The following is a 17,229-nucleotide window of genomic DNA, read 5'->3' on the forward strand; positions in this document are numbered from 1 at the left end:
ACGGTCACTTCGTGAAATCGAGCCCGCCCCGCGCTCGCCGCAGCAACACCCTGAGCTCGTCGCTCGGCCTCGGCGAGAAGCTGTTCGCCTCGAGCGAGGAGCGCAAGTTCGCCGTCGCCATCGAAAAGGGGCTCGCCGCGGTCGAGAGCGGACTGCTCGACGAGATGAGCTTCACCGACGACATCGCGGATGTCACGAGCCGCTACCTGCTCGAAGCCGGCGGCAAGCGCGTGCGCCCGACCTTGACCCTGCTCACCGCGCAGCTCGGTCAGGGCAACAACGCGGCCGTGATCTCGGCGGCCGAGGCCGTGGAGATCACCCACCTCGCCTCGCTCTACCACGACGACGTGATGGATGAGGCGCAGCTGCGCCGGGGAGTGCCGAGCGCGCAGACCGTCTGGGGCAACTCGGTGGCGATCCTCACCGGCGACCTGCTGTTCGCCCGCGCCAGCCGGGTCATCGCGAGCCTCGGCGACCGCGGCCTCGAGCTGCAGGCCGACACCTTCGAGCGGCTCTGCCTGGGCCAGCTGCACGAGACGGTCGGGCCCCGCCCGGGCGAGGATCCGATCGCGCACTACCTTCAGGTGCTGGCCGACAAGACCGGATCGCTGATCGCGCTCGCCGGCGTGCTCGGCGTGATCTTCTCGGACGCGCCCGAGGAGTACCAACGCCCGGTCACCGAGTTCGGCGAGCGCATCGGCGTGGCCTTCCAGCTCGTCGACGACGTCATCGACCTCTCGGCCGAGACCGAGCAGACCGGCAAGGTCGCCGGCACCGACCTGAGGGCGGGGGTGCCGACGCTCCCGCTGCTGTACCTGCGCAAGGCTGCCGAGACGGATGCCGCGGCCGCCGCCCTGCTAGCCCGCTTCGAGCCCGCCCCGGCCCCCAACTCCGATGTTGCCGCACCCGCACCCGCACCCTCACCGGCTGCCGAGGCCGACTTCGCCGCCGCGGTCGCCGAACTGCGCGACCACGAGGTGACCCGCGCGACCCTCGCCGAGGCCCGCCGCTGGTCGGACAGCGCCGTTGCAGCCCTCGCCCCCCTGCCCGACGGACCCGTCAAGAAGGCCCTGACCAAGTTCGCCGAGGCGATCGTCGAACGCTCGGCCTGAGGGCGACGAGCTTCCCACCGAAGGAATCACCGTGACCAATCTTCGACTCGCGATCGTCGGGGCCGGCCCGGCCGGAATCTACGCCGCCGACATCCTGCTCAAATACGAACGCGCCTTCGACGTCTCGATCGACCTGTTCGATCAGCTTCCCGCCCCCTACGGTCTGGTGCGCTACGGCGTCGCCCCCGATCATCCTCGGATCAAGGGCATCATCACGGCCCTGCGCGATGTGCTCGACCGCGGCGACATCCGCATCTTCGGCAACGTGCGCTTCGGCGTCGACATCACCCTCGACGATCTCAAGAAGCACTATCACGCCGTGATCTTCTCGACCGGTGCCGTGCACGATGCCGCGCTCGACATCCCGGGCATCGAACTGCCGGGCAGCTACGGCGCCGCCGACTTCGTGAGCTGGTACGACGGGCACCCCGACTACCCGCGCGAGTGGCCGCTCGAGGCGACGAGCGTCGCCGTGATCGGTAACGGCAACGTGGCCCTCGACGTCGCCCGGATGCTCGCCAAGCACGCCGACGACCTGCTGCCGACCGAGATCCCCGCCAACGTCTACCGCGGCCTGAAGGCCTCGCCCGTGACCGACGTCCATGTCTTCGGGCGACGCGGCCCCATGCAGGTGAAGTTCACCCCGCTCGAACTGCGCGAGCTCGGCGAACTGCGCGACGTCGACATGATCGTGCACGACGAGGACTTCGACTACGACGCGGCATCGAAGGCGGCGATCGAGAGCAACAAGCAGGTGTTCGTGATCGACAAGGTGCTCTCGCAGTGGCGTCAGCGCGAGGTCGGCACCGCGTCGCGGCGGCTGCACCTGCACTTCCACGCGCGCCCGGTCGAGGTGCTGGGCTCGGAGGCCGAGGGTGTCACGGGCTACCGTTTCGAGCGCACCGAGCCGGACGGCTCGGGCGGGGTGCGCGGAACCGGCGAGTTCCGCGAGGTCGAGGTGCAGGCCGTCTACCGCGCCGTCGGCTACTTCGGGTCGCCCCTCGACGGCATCCCGTTCGACGAGCGCCGCGGCATCATCCCCAACCGCGAGGGTCAGGTCGTCGACGGCGACGAGCTCATGTCGGGCGTCTACGCCACCGGCTGGATCAAGCGCGGCCCGATCGGCCTGATCGGCCACACCAAGTCGGATGCCATGGAGACCATCTCGCACCTGGTCAAGGACCAGGCCAACTGGTGGGCTCCCTCGTCGCCCGAACCGGAGTCGATCGTCGCCCTGCTCGCCGAGCGCGGCGTGCACTACACCGACCTGGAGGGCTGGCACCGGCTCGACCTGCACGAGATCGCCCTCGGCCACGCCGAGGGGCGCGCGCGCATCAAGGTCGTGCCGCGCGAGGAGATGGTGGCGATCAGCCGCGCGGCACAAGGATGAGTACTCCGGTCCTGATCACCGCCGACGAGCTGGCCGCGACGGCTCCCGGCGACCGGCTGCCCGACGGCGGCCCGCTGCGCATCCTCGACGTGCGGTGGCGGCTGGATCGTCCGGACGGGCGCCAGGACTACCTGGCCGGCCACGTCCCGGGCGCGGTCTACGTGGATCTCGACCACCAGCTCGCCGCGCCCGGAGCGCCGACGGACGGACGGCATCCGCTGCCGCCGGTCGAACGACTGCAGGAGCATGCCCGCTCCTGGGGGATCGACGACGGGGACACCGTCGTGGTCTACGACGACCTGAAGAACCTGTCGAGCGCGCGCGCCTGGTGGCTGCTGCGGCACGCGGGGATCGCCGACGTGCGTCTGCTCGACGGGTCGCTGCGGGCCTGGACGGACGCGGGGCATCCCGTGGAGACCGGGCAGCCGGCCGCGCCGCGGTCCGGCGGCGTGCGCCTCGACTTCGGCTCCTTGCCGACCCTGACGATCGACACGGCGGCGGCGTTCCCCGGCGGCGGCGTGTTGCTCGACGCCCGCGCGGGCGAACGGTTCCGCGGCGAGGTCGAGCCGGTCGACCCCCGTGCCGGCCACATCCCGGGTGCGCGCAGCGCCCCGACCACCGAGAACGTCGGCGCCGACGGCCGCTTCCTGCCGGTCGAGCAGCTGCGGGCGCGGTTCGCGGCGCTCGGAGCCAAGGAGGGATCGACGGTGGGCGTCTACTGCGGCTCCGGCGTCACCGCGGCGCACGAGGCCGTCGCCCTGACTCTCGCCGGGTTCGCACCCGCGCTGTACCCGGGCTCGTGGAGCCAGTGGTCGAACCACGCGGATCGGCCGGTCGCGGTCGGCGAGTGATCGCGGCACCGCTCAGGGTGCTGCCGCGCGACGAGTCTGCCGCCGTCCCGCGAGGTCGATGAGGTGTGCACCCGGACGCAACCGAGACGTCGCCGACGGAAGGTACGATGCGTGCCGTGAGCGACTCCCGCGTCTTCGAGCTGATCGACTCGGCACGGTCGGCCGCCGACCCGGCCGACGCGGGGCGTCCGCCAGGCGGCGTGCGCTATCCGGAGATCGCGGCCGACCTGCGGCGGCGCATGCTCGAGGGCGAGTTCGCCGCGGGCAGCCGGCTCCCGGGAGAGACGACGCTCGCGGCGGAGTACGGCGTCACGCGCGCCATCGTGCGCCGCGCGCTCGCGCAGCTGGCCCGGCAATCGCTCGTCGTCTCGCGGCCACGGGGCGGCTGGATCGTTCAGGGGCGCCATCAGACGCAGGGCTTCGACCGGATGCAGTCCTTCGCCCAGTGGGCCGAGGGAGGAGGCCGGATTCCCGGTGGCCTGGTCGTCGCACGCGAGCGGCATCCGGCCGACGCCCGGCAGGCTCAGCTGCTGCGCGTGCGGCTGGGCGAGCCCCTGCTGGGCCTCACGCGGGTCCGGAGTCTCGACGGTGTGCGGGTCATGGTCGAGCGCTCCACCTGGGCGCCCTGGGTGACTCCGGTGATCGAGCAGCTGGCCGACGATGTCGTGTCGACGACGGTCGCGCTGGGGGAGGCCGGCATCCGGGTGACAGCAGGGGTGCATCGCATCGAGGCCGTCGTCGCGTCGACGGAGGATGCGGAGCTCCTCGCCGTGCGACGGGCGAGCGCCCTCCTGCAGGTCGGACGGATCACGACGACCCGCGAGGGAAGGATCGTCGAGCTGGGGGTGGACCGCTACCGCGCGGGGGCGATCGCGTTCGAGATCAACGCCGGCGAGGGACAGCGCGCGGCGGGGTAGCACCCCCTGGCATCCGCCCTGTGTGCGCACTCGGCCCGCGGATCTGCGCGACACGCCCGGCGTCGATGCAAAAAGGCGCCTCGTGTTCACCCCTGGTTCTTCTTCGCTTGTTCCCTTTGGTTCGGTCCCGATCGCCCCCGAACCGAGGAAGCCACAATGTCCAGCGAACCCCAGCCCTTCACCCCGGACCCGTACGAGCGCGCGCAGACCGTTCCGCCGGAGATCCTCCGGTCCGGCCTCTCGCGGCGCGGCATGCTCAAGACGCTCGGCTTGCTCGGCGGATCGGTCGTGCTGGGCGGCGCCACCACCGCCGGTGCCTGGGCGGGCACGGGGGCGGCGAGCGGGACCGCGGAGCCGGCCGCGCTCCCCGCCGGCTTCGCGGGCGACATCACCGATATCAAGCACGTGGTCGTGCTCATGCAGGAGAACCGCTCCTTCGACCACTACTACGGCGCGCTGCCCGGGGTGCGCGGCTTCGGCGACAAGCAGGCGCTCCGATTCCCGAACGGCAGGGACGTGTTCTCGCAGCCGAACGGGGCGTCGTTCGTCAAGCCGACCCGGGTCACGACGGTCGCGGGCAGCACCACCGGGCTCGACCACTCCTACTCTGGCGGGACGTCGGCGTGGGCGCAGGGCCGCTACAACAACTGGGTCGGGGCCAAGGGTCCCGCCACCATGCAGTACCTGACCGGGGAGGAGATCCCCTGGCAGTGGTCGCTGGCCAGCGCGTACACGATCTGCGACAACTGGCACTGCTCGGTCAACGGTCCCACCACTCCGAACCGGCTGTACCTGTGGTCGGGCAGCTCCGGCGGGGCCACCGACAACGGGGGCGAGTCGTCGGGCACCCGGGCGTGGCAGACCTATCCCGAGGCGCTGCAGGCGGCCGGGGTCTCGTGGCGCATCTACGTCGACAACAGCGACAACGGCAGCAGCTGGGTGGGCGACTACACCGACAATCCGATCCGCGGCTTCGCGACCTTCACCACGGAGGGCTCGACCGCCACCGATGCCGCCAACCGGGCGGATGCCACCAAGAACGCGGTCGGCACCGGCCTGATCTGGCGAGCGGGGGCCGGACCGTACGGCTCGACCGGCGTCCCGAACAACGACAGCGACACGAATCTCAACGGGGTGCTCAAGGACTTCATCGCCGCCTGCCGACCCGGCGCCGCGAACCCGCTGCCCCAGGTCTCGTGGATCGTTGCGCCCTACGACTGGTCCGAGCACCCCAGCGCCAACCCCGAGCACGGCGCCCACTTCAGCAACCGGGTGATCCAGACGCTGCAGAGCAACCCCGAGCTGTGGAAGAGCACCCTCCTGATCATGACGTTCGACGAGAACGACGGGTACTTCGACCACGTGCTGCCGCCCTACGCGGAGCCCGGGACGGCGGGCGAGTACGCCGGCGGCACGCCGATCGGGTACGGCGCCCGCGTTCCCGGCATCCTGGTGTCGCCGTGGACCCGCGGTGGCTGGGTCAGCAGCGAGGTATTCGACCACACCTCCGTGATCCGATTCCTCGAAACCTGGACGACGGCGATCGGTGCGCCGGCGCTCAGCACGACGATCACGGCCTGGCGGCGCGGCATGAGCGGCGACCTGACCAGCGCGATGGATTTCGCACACCCGGTGATCGACATCCCGTCCCTTCCCGACACCGAGGCCCTGGTGCAGATCGCCCGAGCCGGGGGGACGATCGCGACTCAGGTCCCGGCGGCCGACAAGTGGGACGGCGGGACGCTCCGGCACCGGCCGCTGTCGTTCCATCCGCACGGCACCTTCGCGGAGGACCGCGTAACGGGCACCGTGACCGCGCACCTCAGCCTGGTGGGCGGCCCGGCGGGCAAGACGGTCAGCTTCCAAGCATTCCCGGACCGCTACCTGGCCTTCAGCAACACGCCGTACACGGTCTCGTCCAGCTCGCCGGCGACGTACAGCTGGAACGCCGCCGCCCACGACGGCCGGTACGCCTTCTCGGTGTACGGCCCCGACGGGTTCGTCCGTTCGCACGCCGGCACGGTGCTGCCGGACGGGCAGAACGATGCGGGCGTGCCGCGCGTCGACGTCGAGCTGATCGCCGGCGCTGCGCCCGTCGTCCGGATCACCTTGCACGATGACGGGCTCCAGCCGGTGCACTACGTGCTGACGGCCCACGACTACAGCGGTGGCACGAAGAGCGTCTGGGTGCATCCCGGCGCCGACCAGTCGATCGACTGGCCCACCTCCGAGGGCTACTACGACATCGTCATCACCGCCGACACCGGCGCCGGCTGGGAGCACCGCTACGCGGGCAGGGTCGCACAGCGCACCGCCTGACCTCGCCCCCGACCCCCACCCCGATCGCAACTGCACCCCCAGCGGAGATCCTCCATGCCCCAGAATCGCACTCGCGCCCGCCTCATCGCGGGGGGCGCGTCCCTCCTCATCGCGGCCTCCGCGGCCGTCGCGCTGGTCTCGCCGGCCACGGCCGGACCTGTCAGCGCGCCGGTGGCGTCGTACACCTTCGACGGCGACTCGGGATCGACCGTGGTCGACTCGTCGGGTCACGGCAACGACGCCGCGTGGAAGGGCACGCCCGCCTACGTGGCGGGCATCTCGGGCAAGGCGATCGCCGTGAGCGGTGGCGCCAACTACATCAAGCTGCCGCTGGTCGCCGCGCAGACCGATGCCTCATCCAGCTTCTCCTACGAGTTCTGGATCTCGGAGCAGTCCCGCACGAGCTACGGACCGATCGTGAGCAACCAGGACTTCGCGACCTGCAACGACACGGGGCTGACGCTGTACAACCAGGCCACGCCGGGCGTGCTCGAGGGCTGCTGGGGCAAGACCTCGGGCGGGACGAAGGAGTACATCCACGGCGGTTCCGGCAACATCGTCGGCACCTGGCACCACGTGGCCGTCGTCGTCGACCGCACGGCGAACACGATGACCTTCTACGTCGACGGCGTGCAGACGGCGACATCGGGCGCCGCCGCGATCACCTCGTCGACGGCGCTCGACAGCGGGCTCGCCTTCAACATCGGGGGTCTCAGCGGAAGCGAATCGGACACCAGCGACGGGTATACGAACGCGTACATCGACGACTTCGAGTTCTTCAACGTGGCCATCCCCGGCACGCAGGTGGCCGCCGACTACACGGCGAGCAAGCCCGTGGTCGTCAGCTACACCGTCGCTTTCGACGGCAACGGCGCCACCGGCGGCGCGACCGCCTCGCAGAGCATGATCTCGAACCAGGCCACCGCTCTCAGCGCGAACGGCTTCACCCGATCCGGCTATCAGTTCACGGGATGGGCGACCAGTCCGTCCGGCCCGGCCGTCTACGCCGACGGGCAGAGCGTCTCCTCCCTCAGCCCCACCGACGGCGCCACGGTCACGCTGTACGCGGTCTGGAATCGCTACCGCGCCCCCGGCGACACGATCGCCCCTCTGCTGTCCTACGACTTCGACGCCGACTCCGGATCGACCGTCACCGACAGCTCGGGCAATGGCGCCGCGGCTCACTGGTCGGGCACCCCGTCCTACGGAGCCGGCGTGGAGGGCAAGGCCGCCTACGTCAACTCACCCGACGGCAGCGATCGGGGCGTCAATTTCTTCTCCCTGCCGCTGATCGCCGGCAAGACCGACGGGGCATCCAGCTTCTCGTACGTGTTCTGGCTGAACGAATCGTCGGCGAGCTCCGATTCGCCGATCGTCTCGAACCAGGACTTCACCTACTGCTATGACAAGGGCACGAGCCTCTACAACACCTCCGGTCAACCCGGCGTGCTCCGGGCGTGCTTCGGGCAGGACGGCACGTCGACGTCGCAGAACTACTTGCCGAACGTCAGCACCAGCTCGGTCATCGGAACCTGGCATCAGGTGGCCGTGGTCGCGGATCGCGCCGCCGGCACCATGACGACGTATCTCGACGGCCAGCAGTCGGTGCAGAACAACGGACTGACGAGCGCGTTCACCCTGATGAGCGGGTTCCCGTTCCGCGTGGGGGCGGAGGGATCCGGCACGGACACCATCGACGGCTTCGTCAACGCGTACATCGACGACTTCGACTTCTACGCCGCCCCAATCAGCGCCGCACAGATCGAGAACGACTATCTCGCCACCAAGCCGGCGACGCCCCCCACCAACGACGGTTCGTCCCTGGCCGCCGGGTTCGTGAGCGACACCTTCCGCGCACCGCAGGTGCGCGCCGGTGGCGCGGTGAAGCAACCGCTGGCCGCTCTCTGGAACGGCGGGGCGGTGACGTCGTACACCAAGGTGGACGGCGACGGCTGGCTGGCCGTCGACGGATCGGGCGTGGTCACCGGCACCGCCCCGGCGACCGCACCGCAGGACCCGGCGACGATCACGGTTCGCGCGACCGACGGCACGACGACCTCGACCATCACCGTCGAGGTGCCCGTCATCGCCGCCCACGATGCGCCGACGCTCGCATCGGCGACCTGGAATCTCTGGGACGCGGGCAGTCACGTGAGCGACTCGACCCTCAAGGATCTCGCCGTCATCGCCGCGCACGGTCTCGACGTGATCGGGCTGCAGGAGGACGGCGGCACCGGGGCGGTCCGACTCGCGAACGCGCTCGGCTGGTATGGCATCGAGGGCGATGACGGAGTCGGCATCGTCTCGGCCTATCCACTGGATGTCGCCAGCAAGAGGACCCTCGCCGGCGCCGCCCCCGCGATCGGGGTGACGGCTCGGGTGCTCGGGATCGATCTGCGGCTCTGGAGCGTCGGGCTCGACGGCAGCGCCTACGGCCCGAAGAAGGCCTGCCTGGCCGGCGTGACCGACCCCGCGCATCTCGTCACGGCGGAGAAGGCGACGAGCCGCTTCGCTCAGGCGCAGGCCGTGGCGGCGGCGCTCGCGCCCGATGTCGCGTCCGCACCGAGGACGCCGGTCGTTCTGCTCGGCGACCTGGAGTCGCCGTCCTCGACCGACTGGACCGCGGCCACCGCGAGCGCTCACTGCAAGATCGGCGCGGTCGACTGGCCGGTTCCCGATCAGCTGGCCTCCGCAGGGCTGACCGACTCGTTCCGTGCCGCGCATCCCGATCCGGCCGCCTCGGCCGGCACCACCTGGTCGCCTCTGGTGACGACGAACGCCGTCGACGGCGGCGCCGAGCCGCAGGACCGGATCGACTACGTCGACTTCGCGGGCACGCGCCTGGCGGTACTCGGCTCCAACACCTTCGTCGCGGGCTGGCCGTCGGCGAAGAACATCCAGAACGGCGCCTGGACGAGCGATCACCGCGGCGTCGTCACGACGTTCCGCCTCGATGCGCCCCTGCCGGCACCCACGGCGACCGTCGCGTCCGGCACGATCGCGTATCAGCTCGGATCTCGTCCGAGCGCCGCGGAACTGCTGAGCAAGGCGGGCGCGGCGTCGACGACGGCGGGAGCGGTTCTGGCGATCGATGACAGCGCGGTCGACTACTCGACCGTCGGCAGCTACGCGGCATCGGTGACGGCGACCGATCCGGCCGACGGGAGGGTCTCCGCCCCCGTGACGGTCACGGTGAAGGTCGTGCCGGTGCTGACCATCTCGCTCGCCCACTCGACCGCGACCGTGACGCTCGCCCCGGGCCGCAGGCTCACGGTGGCCGAGGTCAGGGCAGCCGTGCGACCATCGCTCAACGTCACCGGGACGATCTCGGTCGACGTGTCGGGCGTGGATGACGCCGTCGCCGGCAGCTACCCCGTCATCTTCACGGGGACCGACGCCTTCGGCTTCACCGCGAGGGCTCTGGGGACCGTGACGATCGCCTTCTCGGTCGGGGCGACGGACGCGCCGACGTCTGAGGCATCCGCCACCCCCGGCGCGACGGACGCGCCGGCATCCGCCGACCCCGGCTCGACGGCCCCGCCGACGTCGCCGGCATCCGCCGACCCCGGTTCGAAGCTGACCGGCATGGAGATCGGGCTGCCGGTCGTCCTCGCGGCGCTCCTGCTGGTCGGGGCACTTCTCGTGACGGTCCTGGTCATCGCCCGGCGGCGTCGCGCGAGCCGCGTCACTGCACCGCCGCGGTGAGCCGCGCCACGTTGTCGGCGATCTGCGACAGGGGCGGGCGGGCCAACCACTCCTCGAGCGTGAGCTCGCGGCTGTGCTGGCGGTAGGAGTCCTCGATCGCGCGCAACCGGGTCAGGAAGGTGCCGCCCCACACCATCACCGAGATCTCGAAGTCGAGGCTGAACGAGCGCATGTCCATGTTGCTCGAGCCGATGACCGACACGTCGTCGTCGATCGTGAAGTGCTTGGCGTGCAGGATCGTCGGTGACTCGAACAGGAAGATGCGCACTCCGGCCCGCAGCAGCGTCTCGTAGTAGCTGCGCTGCGCGTGGTAGACGAAGAACTGGTCGCCGATCTCAGACACGAACAGCTGCACCTCGATTCCGCTCTGGGCGGCCGTGGTGATCGCGTAGAGCATCGAGTCGTCGGGCACGAAGTACGGACTGACGAGGATGATCTTGCGCTGCGCCGCGTAGACGAGCGAGTTGAACAGGCGCAGGTTGTTCTCGCCGGCGAAGCCCGGTCCGCTTGGCACGACCTGGCAGTCCAGGCCGCCCGCGCCGGTGGGGCGGGCCGGGGCCGCCTCGCGCGCGAGCAGCTCGTTCGTCTCGGCGTACCAGTCGGTCACGAAGAGGGCGTCGATGCCGGCGACGACGGGGCCCTCGAAGCGGACCATGAAGTCCTTCCATTGCAGTCCGCGGCGGGCGTTGCCGCGCTTCTCGTAGCCGGGGTCGATGATGTTCTGCGATCCGGTGAAGGCGACAACGCCATCCACGATCAGCAGCTTGCGGTGGTTGCGCAGGTCGGGGCGTTGGATGCGACCGAGCAGCGGCTGGAACGGCAGCATGAGATGCCAGTGGGCTCCCATGCGGCGCAGCGCGCGCTTCGCGGGACGGAACCCCTTGTACTGCCAGGTGCCCAGGTGGTCCAGCAGCACCCGAACGGTGACGCCGCGCCGAATGGCCGCGGCGAGGGCGTCGAAGAAGGGTCTCGTCGTGTCGTCGAGAGCGAGGATGTAGAACTCCACGTGCACCGTCGTGGTGGCGCGCTCGATCTCGTCGATCATCGCCGCGAGCGAGACGGCGTCGTCCTGGTAGAGCGTCGACGAGTTGCCGCCCACCATTGGCATCGCGCCGAGTGTGCGGTTGAGTTCGACGATCGGGCCGAGCCACTCCGGCCATGGCGCTTCGGCCGCGACCCGATCGAAACCCTCGGTGGTGTCGAGGATGTACCGGTTGATCTCGAGCTGCTTCTCGCGTCGTCGCTTCGGCAGCCGGTAGGTACCCAGCAGCAGGAACGCGGCGATTCCGAAGTACGGGATGAAGAAGATCGCCAGCAGCCACGCCAGCGCGGTCTGCGGCCGTCGATTCTTGGGGATCAGGATGACCGCGAGCACGCGCACCACGAAGTCGATGACCACGAGGGCGAACGCGACGAGCGCGCCGGCGGTGGCGGCATCCACCTCAGCGGTAGTTCACGAACTGCAGTGCGACGTCGAGGTCTTTGCCCTTGAGCAGCGCCTGCACCGACTGCAGGTCGTCACGGCTCTTGGACTGCACGCGCAGCTCGTCGCCCTGGATCTGGCTCTTGACGCTCTTCGGTGCTTCGTCGCGGATGATCTTCGCGATCTTCTTCGCGTCGTCGCTCGAGATGCCCTGCTTGATGGATGCCTCGATGCGGTACTCCTTGCCGCTCGCGAACGGGGCGCCGGCATCCAGCGATCGCAGCGAGATGCCGCGCTTGATGAGCTTCTGCTCGAAGACCTCCAGCACGGCCTTGACCCGCTCTTCGGCGTTCGCCTTCATGAGCACCTTCTCGCCGCTGAAGTCGATGGAGGCGTCGACGCCCTTGAAGTCGTAGCGCTGCGCGATCTCCTTCTGGGCCTGACCGAGGGCGTTCTGCACCTCCATCGTGTCGACCTTGCTGACGATGTCGAAAGAGGAATCTGCCATGCGGCCATGGTAGAACGTGCAGATGCGCGCCCGGCGGACCATCCTCGTGACCGTCGCCGGAGGACTGGCCGGGTTGCTCGTGCTCGCCGGGGTCGTGGTCGTCGTGCTGGCCCCGCGACACGGGGCCGGACTGTTCCCGGATGCCGCGGGGTCGGGGCCGAGCTGGGCTCCGGCGGGGGCGGCTCCCGTGGCGGCGTCGAGCGCATCGGGTTCCGGCGCGGGCTCCGGGTCGGGCTCCGGTGCTGCGGGCATCGCGGGCCTCGTCGATCCGGCCTGGGCCACGGCGCAGGCGACGGCGACCGGCATCCCTCGCCTCGCCGTCCTCGCCTACGCCGGCGCCGCCCTGGCCAAGGCGCAGGGCGCCCCGACCTGCAAGCTCTCGTGGACGACCCTCGCCGCGATCGGCGAGATCGAGAGCGGCCACGGACGCCACGGCGGCTCCTCGATCGGCCCCGACGGAACCGTCACCCCACCCATCTACGGGGTCGCCCTCAACGGCGACGGGGTCGCCCTCATCCCGGATAGCGACCACGGCACGATCGACGGCGACCCCGCGGCGGATCGCGCGGTCGGCCCGATGCAGTTGATCCCGCAGACCTGGCGCAACTGGCACACCGACGGCAACGCCGATGGGGTCGAGAACCCGCAGAACATCTTCGATGCCGTCATGTCGACCGCGAACTACCTGTGCCGCGCGAGCACGGCGCTCGATACGGAACACGGATGGCGCGCCGCGATCGCCGCGTACAACTCGGCCGGCTCCTACCTCCGCAAGGTCGCCCGCGCCGCCGTCGCCTACAACGCCGCCGCCCGCGCCTGACCGCCCCGCCCCCGCCTGCTGCCGCCGAGTTGCCACTTGGTGCGGGCAAGGGGCCGATTCCTCGCACCAAGTGGCAACTCGGAGGCTGGATGGGCGGGGGCGCCCGCGGTTCGCGCGGCCCGCAACACCTTGTAACATTGTCCGAGCGCCTCCGGTCGGTGATCACATGGGCCGGGCGCGCATGGCGAGTTACCCAAGTGGCCAAAGGGATCTGACTGTAAATCAGCCGTCTTAGACTTCGGGGGTTCGAATCCCTCACTCGCCACTTCGCGACAACGACGACCCGGTCACCACTGCCGGCGCACGGTGGCCTTCGGCCCGGTGACCAGGCTGGCGGCCGGAACGTCGTCCGCCACGATCGCTCCCGCGGCGATCACCGCGTCACGCCCGATGGTGACGCCAGGCAGGATCGTGACGCCCGCGCCGATCCAGACGTTCTCGGCCACGTCGATGGGATGCCGGCGTAGCTGACGCGGAGCACCCTGCCGGCCATGGCCTGGAACTCGGGACCGTGGATGAGCATGAGCCGACCGCCGGACATCTCACGATCCTCTCCCCACCGGCCCGACCCGCCGCGAGACACGCCCTGGCCGAAGCGTGGTTGGCTAGACGCCGTGCCCTCCACCGAACTGCTCGACCTCGCCCGAGCCATCGCCCTTGAGGCCGGCGAGCTCGCCGCGCTGCGTCGCCGTGAGGGAGTCGAGGTCGCGGCGACCAAGTCGACGATCGTCGACGTCGTCACCGAGGCCGACCGTGAGGTCGAGCGTCTGATCCGCGAGCGCATCCTGGCGGCGCGGCCCGACGACGCGATCCTCGGTGAGGAGGGCGGCTCGGCTGCGGGCACGAGCGGCCTGACCTGGGTCGTCGACCCGATCGACGGCACCGTCAACTACCTGTACGGCATCCCGCACTACGGCATCAGCATCGCGGTCGTCGAGGGCGACCCCGACCCGCTCACCTGGAACGCGGTCGCCGCCGCCGTGCTCAACCCCGCGATCGGCGAGCTGTTCACGGCGACGGCGGGCGGCGGCGCCTTCCTGGGCGACCAGGCGATCCGGGTGGCCGATTCCGTGCCGCTCGAACTCGCGCTGATCTCGACGGGCTTCGCCTACGCGGCCGAGACGCGCGAGCGGCAGGGCGAGGTCGTCACCCGTCTGCTGCCGCTGGTGCGCGACATCCGCCGCCAGGGAACCGCGTCGCTCGACCTCGGCTTCGTCGCGTGCGGGCGGTCGAACGCCTACTTCGAGCGCACCCTCAGCCCGTGGGATCACGCCGCGGGCGCGCTCATCGCGCGCGAGGCGGGTGCGGTCGTCAAGGGCCTCGGGGATGCCGCACCGAGCCGGGACTTCATCCTCGCCGCCGCTCCCGAGCTGGCCGCGCGTCTCGAGGAGCTGCTCGTCGAGCTCGGGGCGGCCGACTACCCGATCTGAGCTGACACGCGCTCGCGAGCCGACGCGGCCGAGGCCCCCGTTTCGGGCGTTGGTCCTTCCGTAGCCGTTTCGTTACCATCGAAGGATTCGCCCGAGCACCGATCCGACCGGATCACCGAGGAGCCGCGCCATGACCGAGTTGCCTCCGGCCACGCGCCGCGAGCTCCGGGAACGCGAACGCGCGCAGCTCGCGACGCGCTCGAGACGGGCGCCCCGCGCCGCACGCGCACCCCGCGCAGCACGCGCGCCCCGCGCCACGAGCACGCACTCGATCGGCCGTCGCCTGCTGTCGTTCGCCGCCATGGTCTTCGCCGGTGCGTTGGCGGTGGGCATGTCCGTGCCGGCAAACGCGTTCTTCCCCGCGGGCGGTGCGACGGGCAAGACGTCGGCGGCCGTCAGCTCCGAGGCGTCGTCGCAGGCGGTCGCCGTGCCGAGAGATGCGCCCGTCGCGGCCGGCGAGCGCGACGGGTTCACCGTGATGTCGTGGGCGCAGGTGCTCGCTCAGAAGTACAACCAGAGCGCGAGCTACCGGTACACGGGCGGCGCCGGCAGCATCCGCTGGCCCTTCCCGTATCAGGTGAAGATCAGCTCGCCGTACGGGCCGCGCATCGCTCCCTGCGCCGGCTGCTCGACCTTCCACAAGGGCGTGGACTTCACCCCGGGTGAGGGGGCGGCGATCTTCGCGATCGCGGATGGCGTGGTCACCGCCCGCGACGACGGCACCTCGGAGTACGGCAACTACATCGTCATCACGCACAAGATCGGCGATCACACCGTGACCTCGACCTACGCGCACATGACGCGCGGTTCGAGTCCGATCGTGCTCGGGCAGACCGTCAAGGTCGGCGACTTCCTCGGTCTGGTCGGCATGACGGGCGAGGCGACGGGGCCGCACCTGCACTTCGAGATCGCGGTCGACGAGACCACCATCGACCCCATCCCGTGGCTCGAAGCGAACGTGAACTAGTCCCGCGTGAACCAGCCGGGCGTGAACTAGCCCAGCAGCCAGACCGTCGTGTCTCCCGGCAGCCGCCCGGGTCCGATCGGGCCGCTCGCCAGGGCGAGCTGTCCGTCGGGCAGCGCGACGGGTGCCGAGCCGGTGTTCGCCACCACGGTGATGGCCCCTGAGCGGAAGACCAGGACCTCGGACGTCGGCGACGGCAGCCAGACCAGCTCGTTGGCGGCGAGACGGTGCTCTCGTCGCAGGGCGAGGGCGGAACGGTAGAACTCGAGCGGGGACTCGGGGATGCCCTGCTGCGCGTCGCGCGCGTAGTCGCCCCACCCGGCGGGCTGGGGCAGCCAGCTCGCGGCGGTTCCGTCGGGCGCGGCCGGGCCGAAGCCGGCCGCGGGGGCGGCGGCCTCCCAGGGGATCGGCACGCGGCATCCGTCTCGGCCGTAGCTGTCGCCGCCGGTGCGGAAGAAGGTCGGATCCTGCCGGGCGGCGTCGGGCAGGTCGATGACCTCGGGCAGGCCGAGTTCCTCGCCCTGGTAGAGGTAGGCCGAGCCCGGGAGGGCGAGCATGAACGCCGTGTAGGCGCGCGCTCGTCGCAAGCCCACGACCTCGTCGGGATGGGATTCGGATGCCGGCCCGATGCCCTGCCCCTGGGGCGGTGGCGGGGTGAGCCCGAGGCGGGTCGCGTGCCGGATCACATCGTGGTTCGAGAGCACCCAGGTGCTCGGCGCCCCGACTCCGCCGAACGCGGCGAGGGAGTCGTCGACCACCTTCTTGAGCGGCGCGGCCTCCCACGGCGTCTCGAGGAAGGTGAAGTTGAAGGTCTGGTGCATCTCGTCGGGCCGCACCCAGTCGGCGAGCTTCGAGAGCGGCTCGACCCAGGCCTCCCCGGCCAGGATGCGGTCGGGGCCGAACTCGGCGAGCACGCGGTGCCAGTTGCGGTAGATGGGATGCACGCCGGGCTGCGCCCAGTACGGCACGTCCTCCGGGGTCCCGCCCATGCTGCCGGCATCGGTCGGGGGGGTGTAGTCGGGCAGGCCGGGCTTCTTCGCGAGGCCGTGGGCGACGTCCACCCGGAAGCCGTCGACCCCGCGGTCGAGCCAGAAGCGCAGCACGCCGCGGAACAGCTCCTTGACCTCGTCGTTGGTCCAGTCGAAGTCCGGCTGCGAGGTGTCGAACAGGTGCAGGTACCACTGTGCCCTCTGGGGCGCCGCCGCCGGCCGATGCGTGCCGTCGGCCTCGGCGGCCTCGGTCACGCGGGTCCAGGCCGGTCCGCCGAAGACCGACTGCCAGTTGTTCGGGGGGACGTCGCCGTCGGCGCCGAGCCCGTCGCGGAACAGGTAGCGGGCGCGCTCGAGCGAGTCGGGGCCGGCCGCGAGCGCGGCCTGGAACCAGGGGTGGGCGCTCGAGGAATGGTTGGGGACCAGGTCGATGATCACCTTGAGGCCGAGCTCGTGGGCGCGGGCCAGCATGAGGTCGAAGTCGGCCAGGGTGCCGAACAACGGGTCGACATCCGTGTAGTCGGCGACGTCGTAGCCGGCGTCGTTCTGCGGCGAGGTGAAGAACGGCGAGAGCCAGACGGCATCGACCCCGAGCGAGACGAGCGCGTCGAGCCGTGAGGTGATGCCCGGCAGGTCGCCGATCCCGTCGCCGTTCGAGTCGGCGAAGGAGCGCGGGTAGATCTGGTAGATGACGGCCGTGCGCCACCAATCGGGTTCGGTCGCCATGGCATCGACCCTAAGGCACGGGCACGGGTGCGCCCCGGCAACATCTGTCGGTAACATCCGCCAGCTACCCTCGCA

13 protein-coding genes and 1 tRNA gene are annotated in these 17,229 nt (G+C 70.7%); 10 read left to right on the forward strand and 4 right to left on the reverse strand.

Annotated elements, in window-relative coordinates; all coding sequences use genetic code 11:
- Positions 1 to 11: 11 nt before the first annotated feature.
- From ACFPJ4_RS10065 to ACFPJ4_RS10090, 6 genes are all read left to right on the forward strand, one after another.
- Complete coding sequence (locus ACFPJ4_RS10065) at positions 12 to 1,112, forward strand: polyprenyl synthetase family protein (protein WP_386740274.1); 1,101 nt, start codon at positions 12 to 14, stop codon at positions 1,110 to 1,112.
- Between the two features lie 31 nt (positions 1,113 to 1,143).
- Positions 1,144 to 2,502, forward strand: coding sequence for an FAD-dependent oxidoreductase (locus ACFPJ4_RS10070; RefSeq protein WP_386740275.1), 1,359 nt, complete (start codon positions 1,144 to 1,146; stop codon positions 2,500 to 2,502).
- Positions 2,499 to 3,353, forward strand: a complete 855-nt coding sequence (locus ACFPJ4_RS10075) for a sulfurtransferase (RefSeq protein WP_386740276.1) — start codon at positions 2,499 to 2,501, stop codon at positions 3,351 to 3,353. Before ACFPJ4_RS10070 ends, ACFPJ4_RS10075 begins: the two co-directional genes overlap by 4 nt.
- Positions 3,354 to 3,469: 116 nt before the next feature.
- Positions 3,470 to 4,270, forward strand: a complete 801-nt coding sequence (locus ACFPJ4_RS10080; RefSeq protein WP_386740277.1) for a GntR family transcriptional regulator — start codon at positions 3,470 to 3,472, stop codon at positions 4,268 to 4,270.
- A gap of 156 nt (positions 4,271 to 4,426) precedes the next feature.
- Positions 4,427 to 6,589, forward strand: coding sequence for an alkaline phosphatase family protein (locus ACFPJ4_RS10085; RefSeq protein WP_386740278.1), 2,163 nt, complete (start codon positions 4,427 to 4,429; stop codon positions 6,587 to 6,589).
- Positions 6,590 to 6,643: 54 nt separating this feature from the next.
- Positions 6,644 to 10,294, forward strand: coding sequence for a LamG-like jellyroll fold domain-containing protein (locus ACFPJ4_RS10090; RefSeq protein WP_386740279.1), 3,651 nt, complete (start codon positions 6,644 to 6,646; stop codon positions 10,292 to 10,294).
- On the opposite strand, the gene cls is transcribed toward ACFPJ4_RS10090, so the two are convergent.
- Together cls and ACFPJ4_RS10100 are read right to left on the reverse strand one after the other, a co-directional pair.
- Positions 10,275 to 11,735, reverse strand: coding sequence for a cardiolipin synthase (gene cls / locus ACFPJ4_RS10095; RefSeq protein ID WP_386740280.1), 1,461 nt, complete (start codon positions 11,733 to 11,735; stop codon positions 10,275 to 10,277). The genes ACFPJ4_RS10090 and cls overlap by 20 nt on opposite strands.
- 1 nt (position 11,736) lies before the next feature.
- Positions 11,737 to 12,225, reverse strand: coding sequence for a YajQ family cyclic di-GMP-binding protein (locus ACFPJ4_RS10100; RefSeq protein ID WP_386740281.1), 489 nt, complete (start codon positions 12,223 to 12,225; stop codon positions 11,737 to 11,739).
- Positions 12,226 to 12,247: 22 nt separating this feature from the next.
- Here ACFPJ4_RS10100 and ACFPJ4_RS10105 point away from each other — a divergent pair, with 22 nt between their 5' ends.
- Both ACFPJ4_RS10105 and ACFPJ4_RS10110 read left to right on the forward strand, forming a co-directional pair.
- The gene (locus tag ACFPJ4_RS10105) at positions 12,248 to 13,045 is read left to right on the forward strand and encodes a lytic transglycosylase domain-containing protein (RefSeq protein ID WP_386740282.1); all 798 of its coding nucleotides are present in this window, start codon (positions 12,248 to 12,250) and stop codon (positions 13,043 to 13,045) included.
- A 183-nt stretch (positions 13,046 to 13,228) separates the two neighbouring features.
- A tRNA-Tyr gene (locus ACFPJ4_RS10110) sits at positions 13,229 to 13,310 on the forward strand.
- A gap of 22 nt (positions 13,311 to 13,332) precedes the next feature.
- Here the strand turns inward: ACFPJ4_RS10110 and ACFPJ4_RS10115 are convergent.
- Entirely contained in the window at positions 13,333 to 13,491 is a 159-nt protein-coding gene (locus ACFPJ4_RS10115; protein WP_386740283.1) for a DapH/DapD/GlmU-related protein, read from the reverse strand.
- 168 nt (positions 13,492 to 13,659) lie between these two features.
- Between ACFPJ4_RS10115 and ACFPJ4_RS10120 the strand changes: the two genes are divergently transcribed.
- Positions 13,660 to 14,475 carry an inositol monophosphatase family protein gene (locus tag ACFPJ4_RS10120; protein WP_386740284.1) on the forward strand — a complete coding sequence of 272 codons (816 nt, stop codon included), beginning with the start codon at positions 13,660 to 13,662 and terminating at the stop codon, positions 14,473 to 14,475.
- A 130-nt stretch (positions 14,476 to 14,605) separates the two neighbouring features.
- Positions 14,606 to 15,442: a M23 family metallopeptidase gene (locus tag ACFPJ4_RS10125; RefSeq protein WP_386740285.1), complete on the forward strand. Its 837-nt coding sequence runs from the start codon at positions 14,606 to 14,608 to the stop codon at positions 15,440 to 15,442.
- 26 nt (positions 15,443 to 15,468) lie between these two features.
- Here the strand turns inward: ACFPJ4_RS10125 and ACFPJ4_RS10130 are convergent, their stop codons facing one another.
- Entirely contained in the window at positions 15,469 to 17,154 is a 1,686-nt protein-coding gene (locus ACFPJ4_RS10130) for a glycoside hydrolase family 13 protein (RefSeq protein ID WP_386740286.1), read from the reverse strand.
- Positions 17,155 to 17,229 lie beyond the last annotated feature (75 nt).

It is taken from the genome of Lysinimonas soli (assembly GCF_042655435.1).
Taxonomy (GTDB): domain Bacteria; phylum Actinomycetota; class Actinomycetes; order Actinomycetales; family Microbacteriaceae; genus Lysinimonas; species Lysinimonas soli.

Coding starts and splice junctions, on each gene's coding strand:
- ACFPJ4_RS10075 (WP_386740276.1), top strand. CDS start 2,499: ATGAGTACTCCGGTCCTGATCACCGCCGACGAGCTGGCCGCGACGGCT.
- ACFPJ4_RS10085 (WP_386740278.1), top strand. CDS start 4,427: ATGTCCAGCGAACCCCAGCCCTTCACCCCGGACCCGTACGAGCGCGCG.
- ACFPJ4_RS10090 (WP_386740279.1), top strand. CDS start 6,644: ATGCCCCAGAATCGCACTCGCGCCCGCCTCATCGCGGGGGGCGCGTCC.
- ACFPJ4_RS10100 (WP_386740281.1), bottom strand. CDS start 12,225: ATGGCAGATTCCTCTTTCGACATCGTCAGCAAGGTCGACACGATGGAG.
- ACFPJ4_RS10105 (WP_386740282.1), top strand. CDS start 12,248: ATGCGCGCCCGGCGGACCATCCTCGTGACCGTCGCCGGAGGACTGGCC.
- ACFPJ4_RS10125 (WP_386740285.1), top strand. CDS start 14,606: ATGACCGAGTTGCCTCCGGCCACGCGCCGCGAGCTCCGGGAACGCGAA.
- ACFPJ4_RS10130 (WP_386740286.1), bottom strand. CDS start 17,154: ATGGCGACCGAACCCGATTGGTGGCGCACGGCCGTCATCTACCAGATC.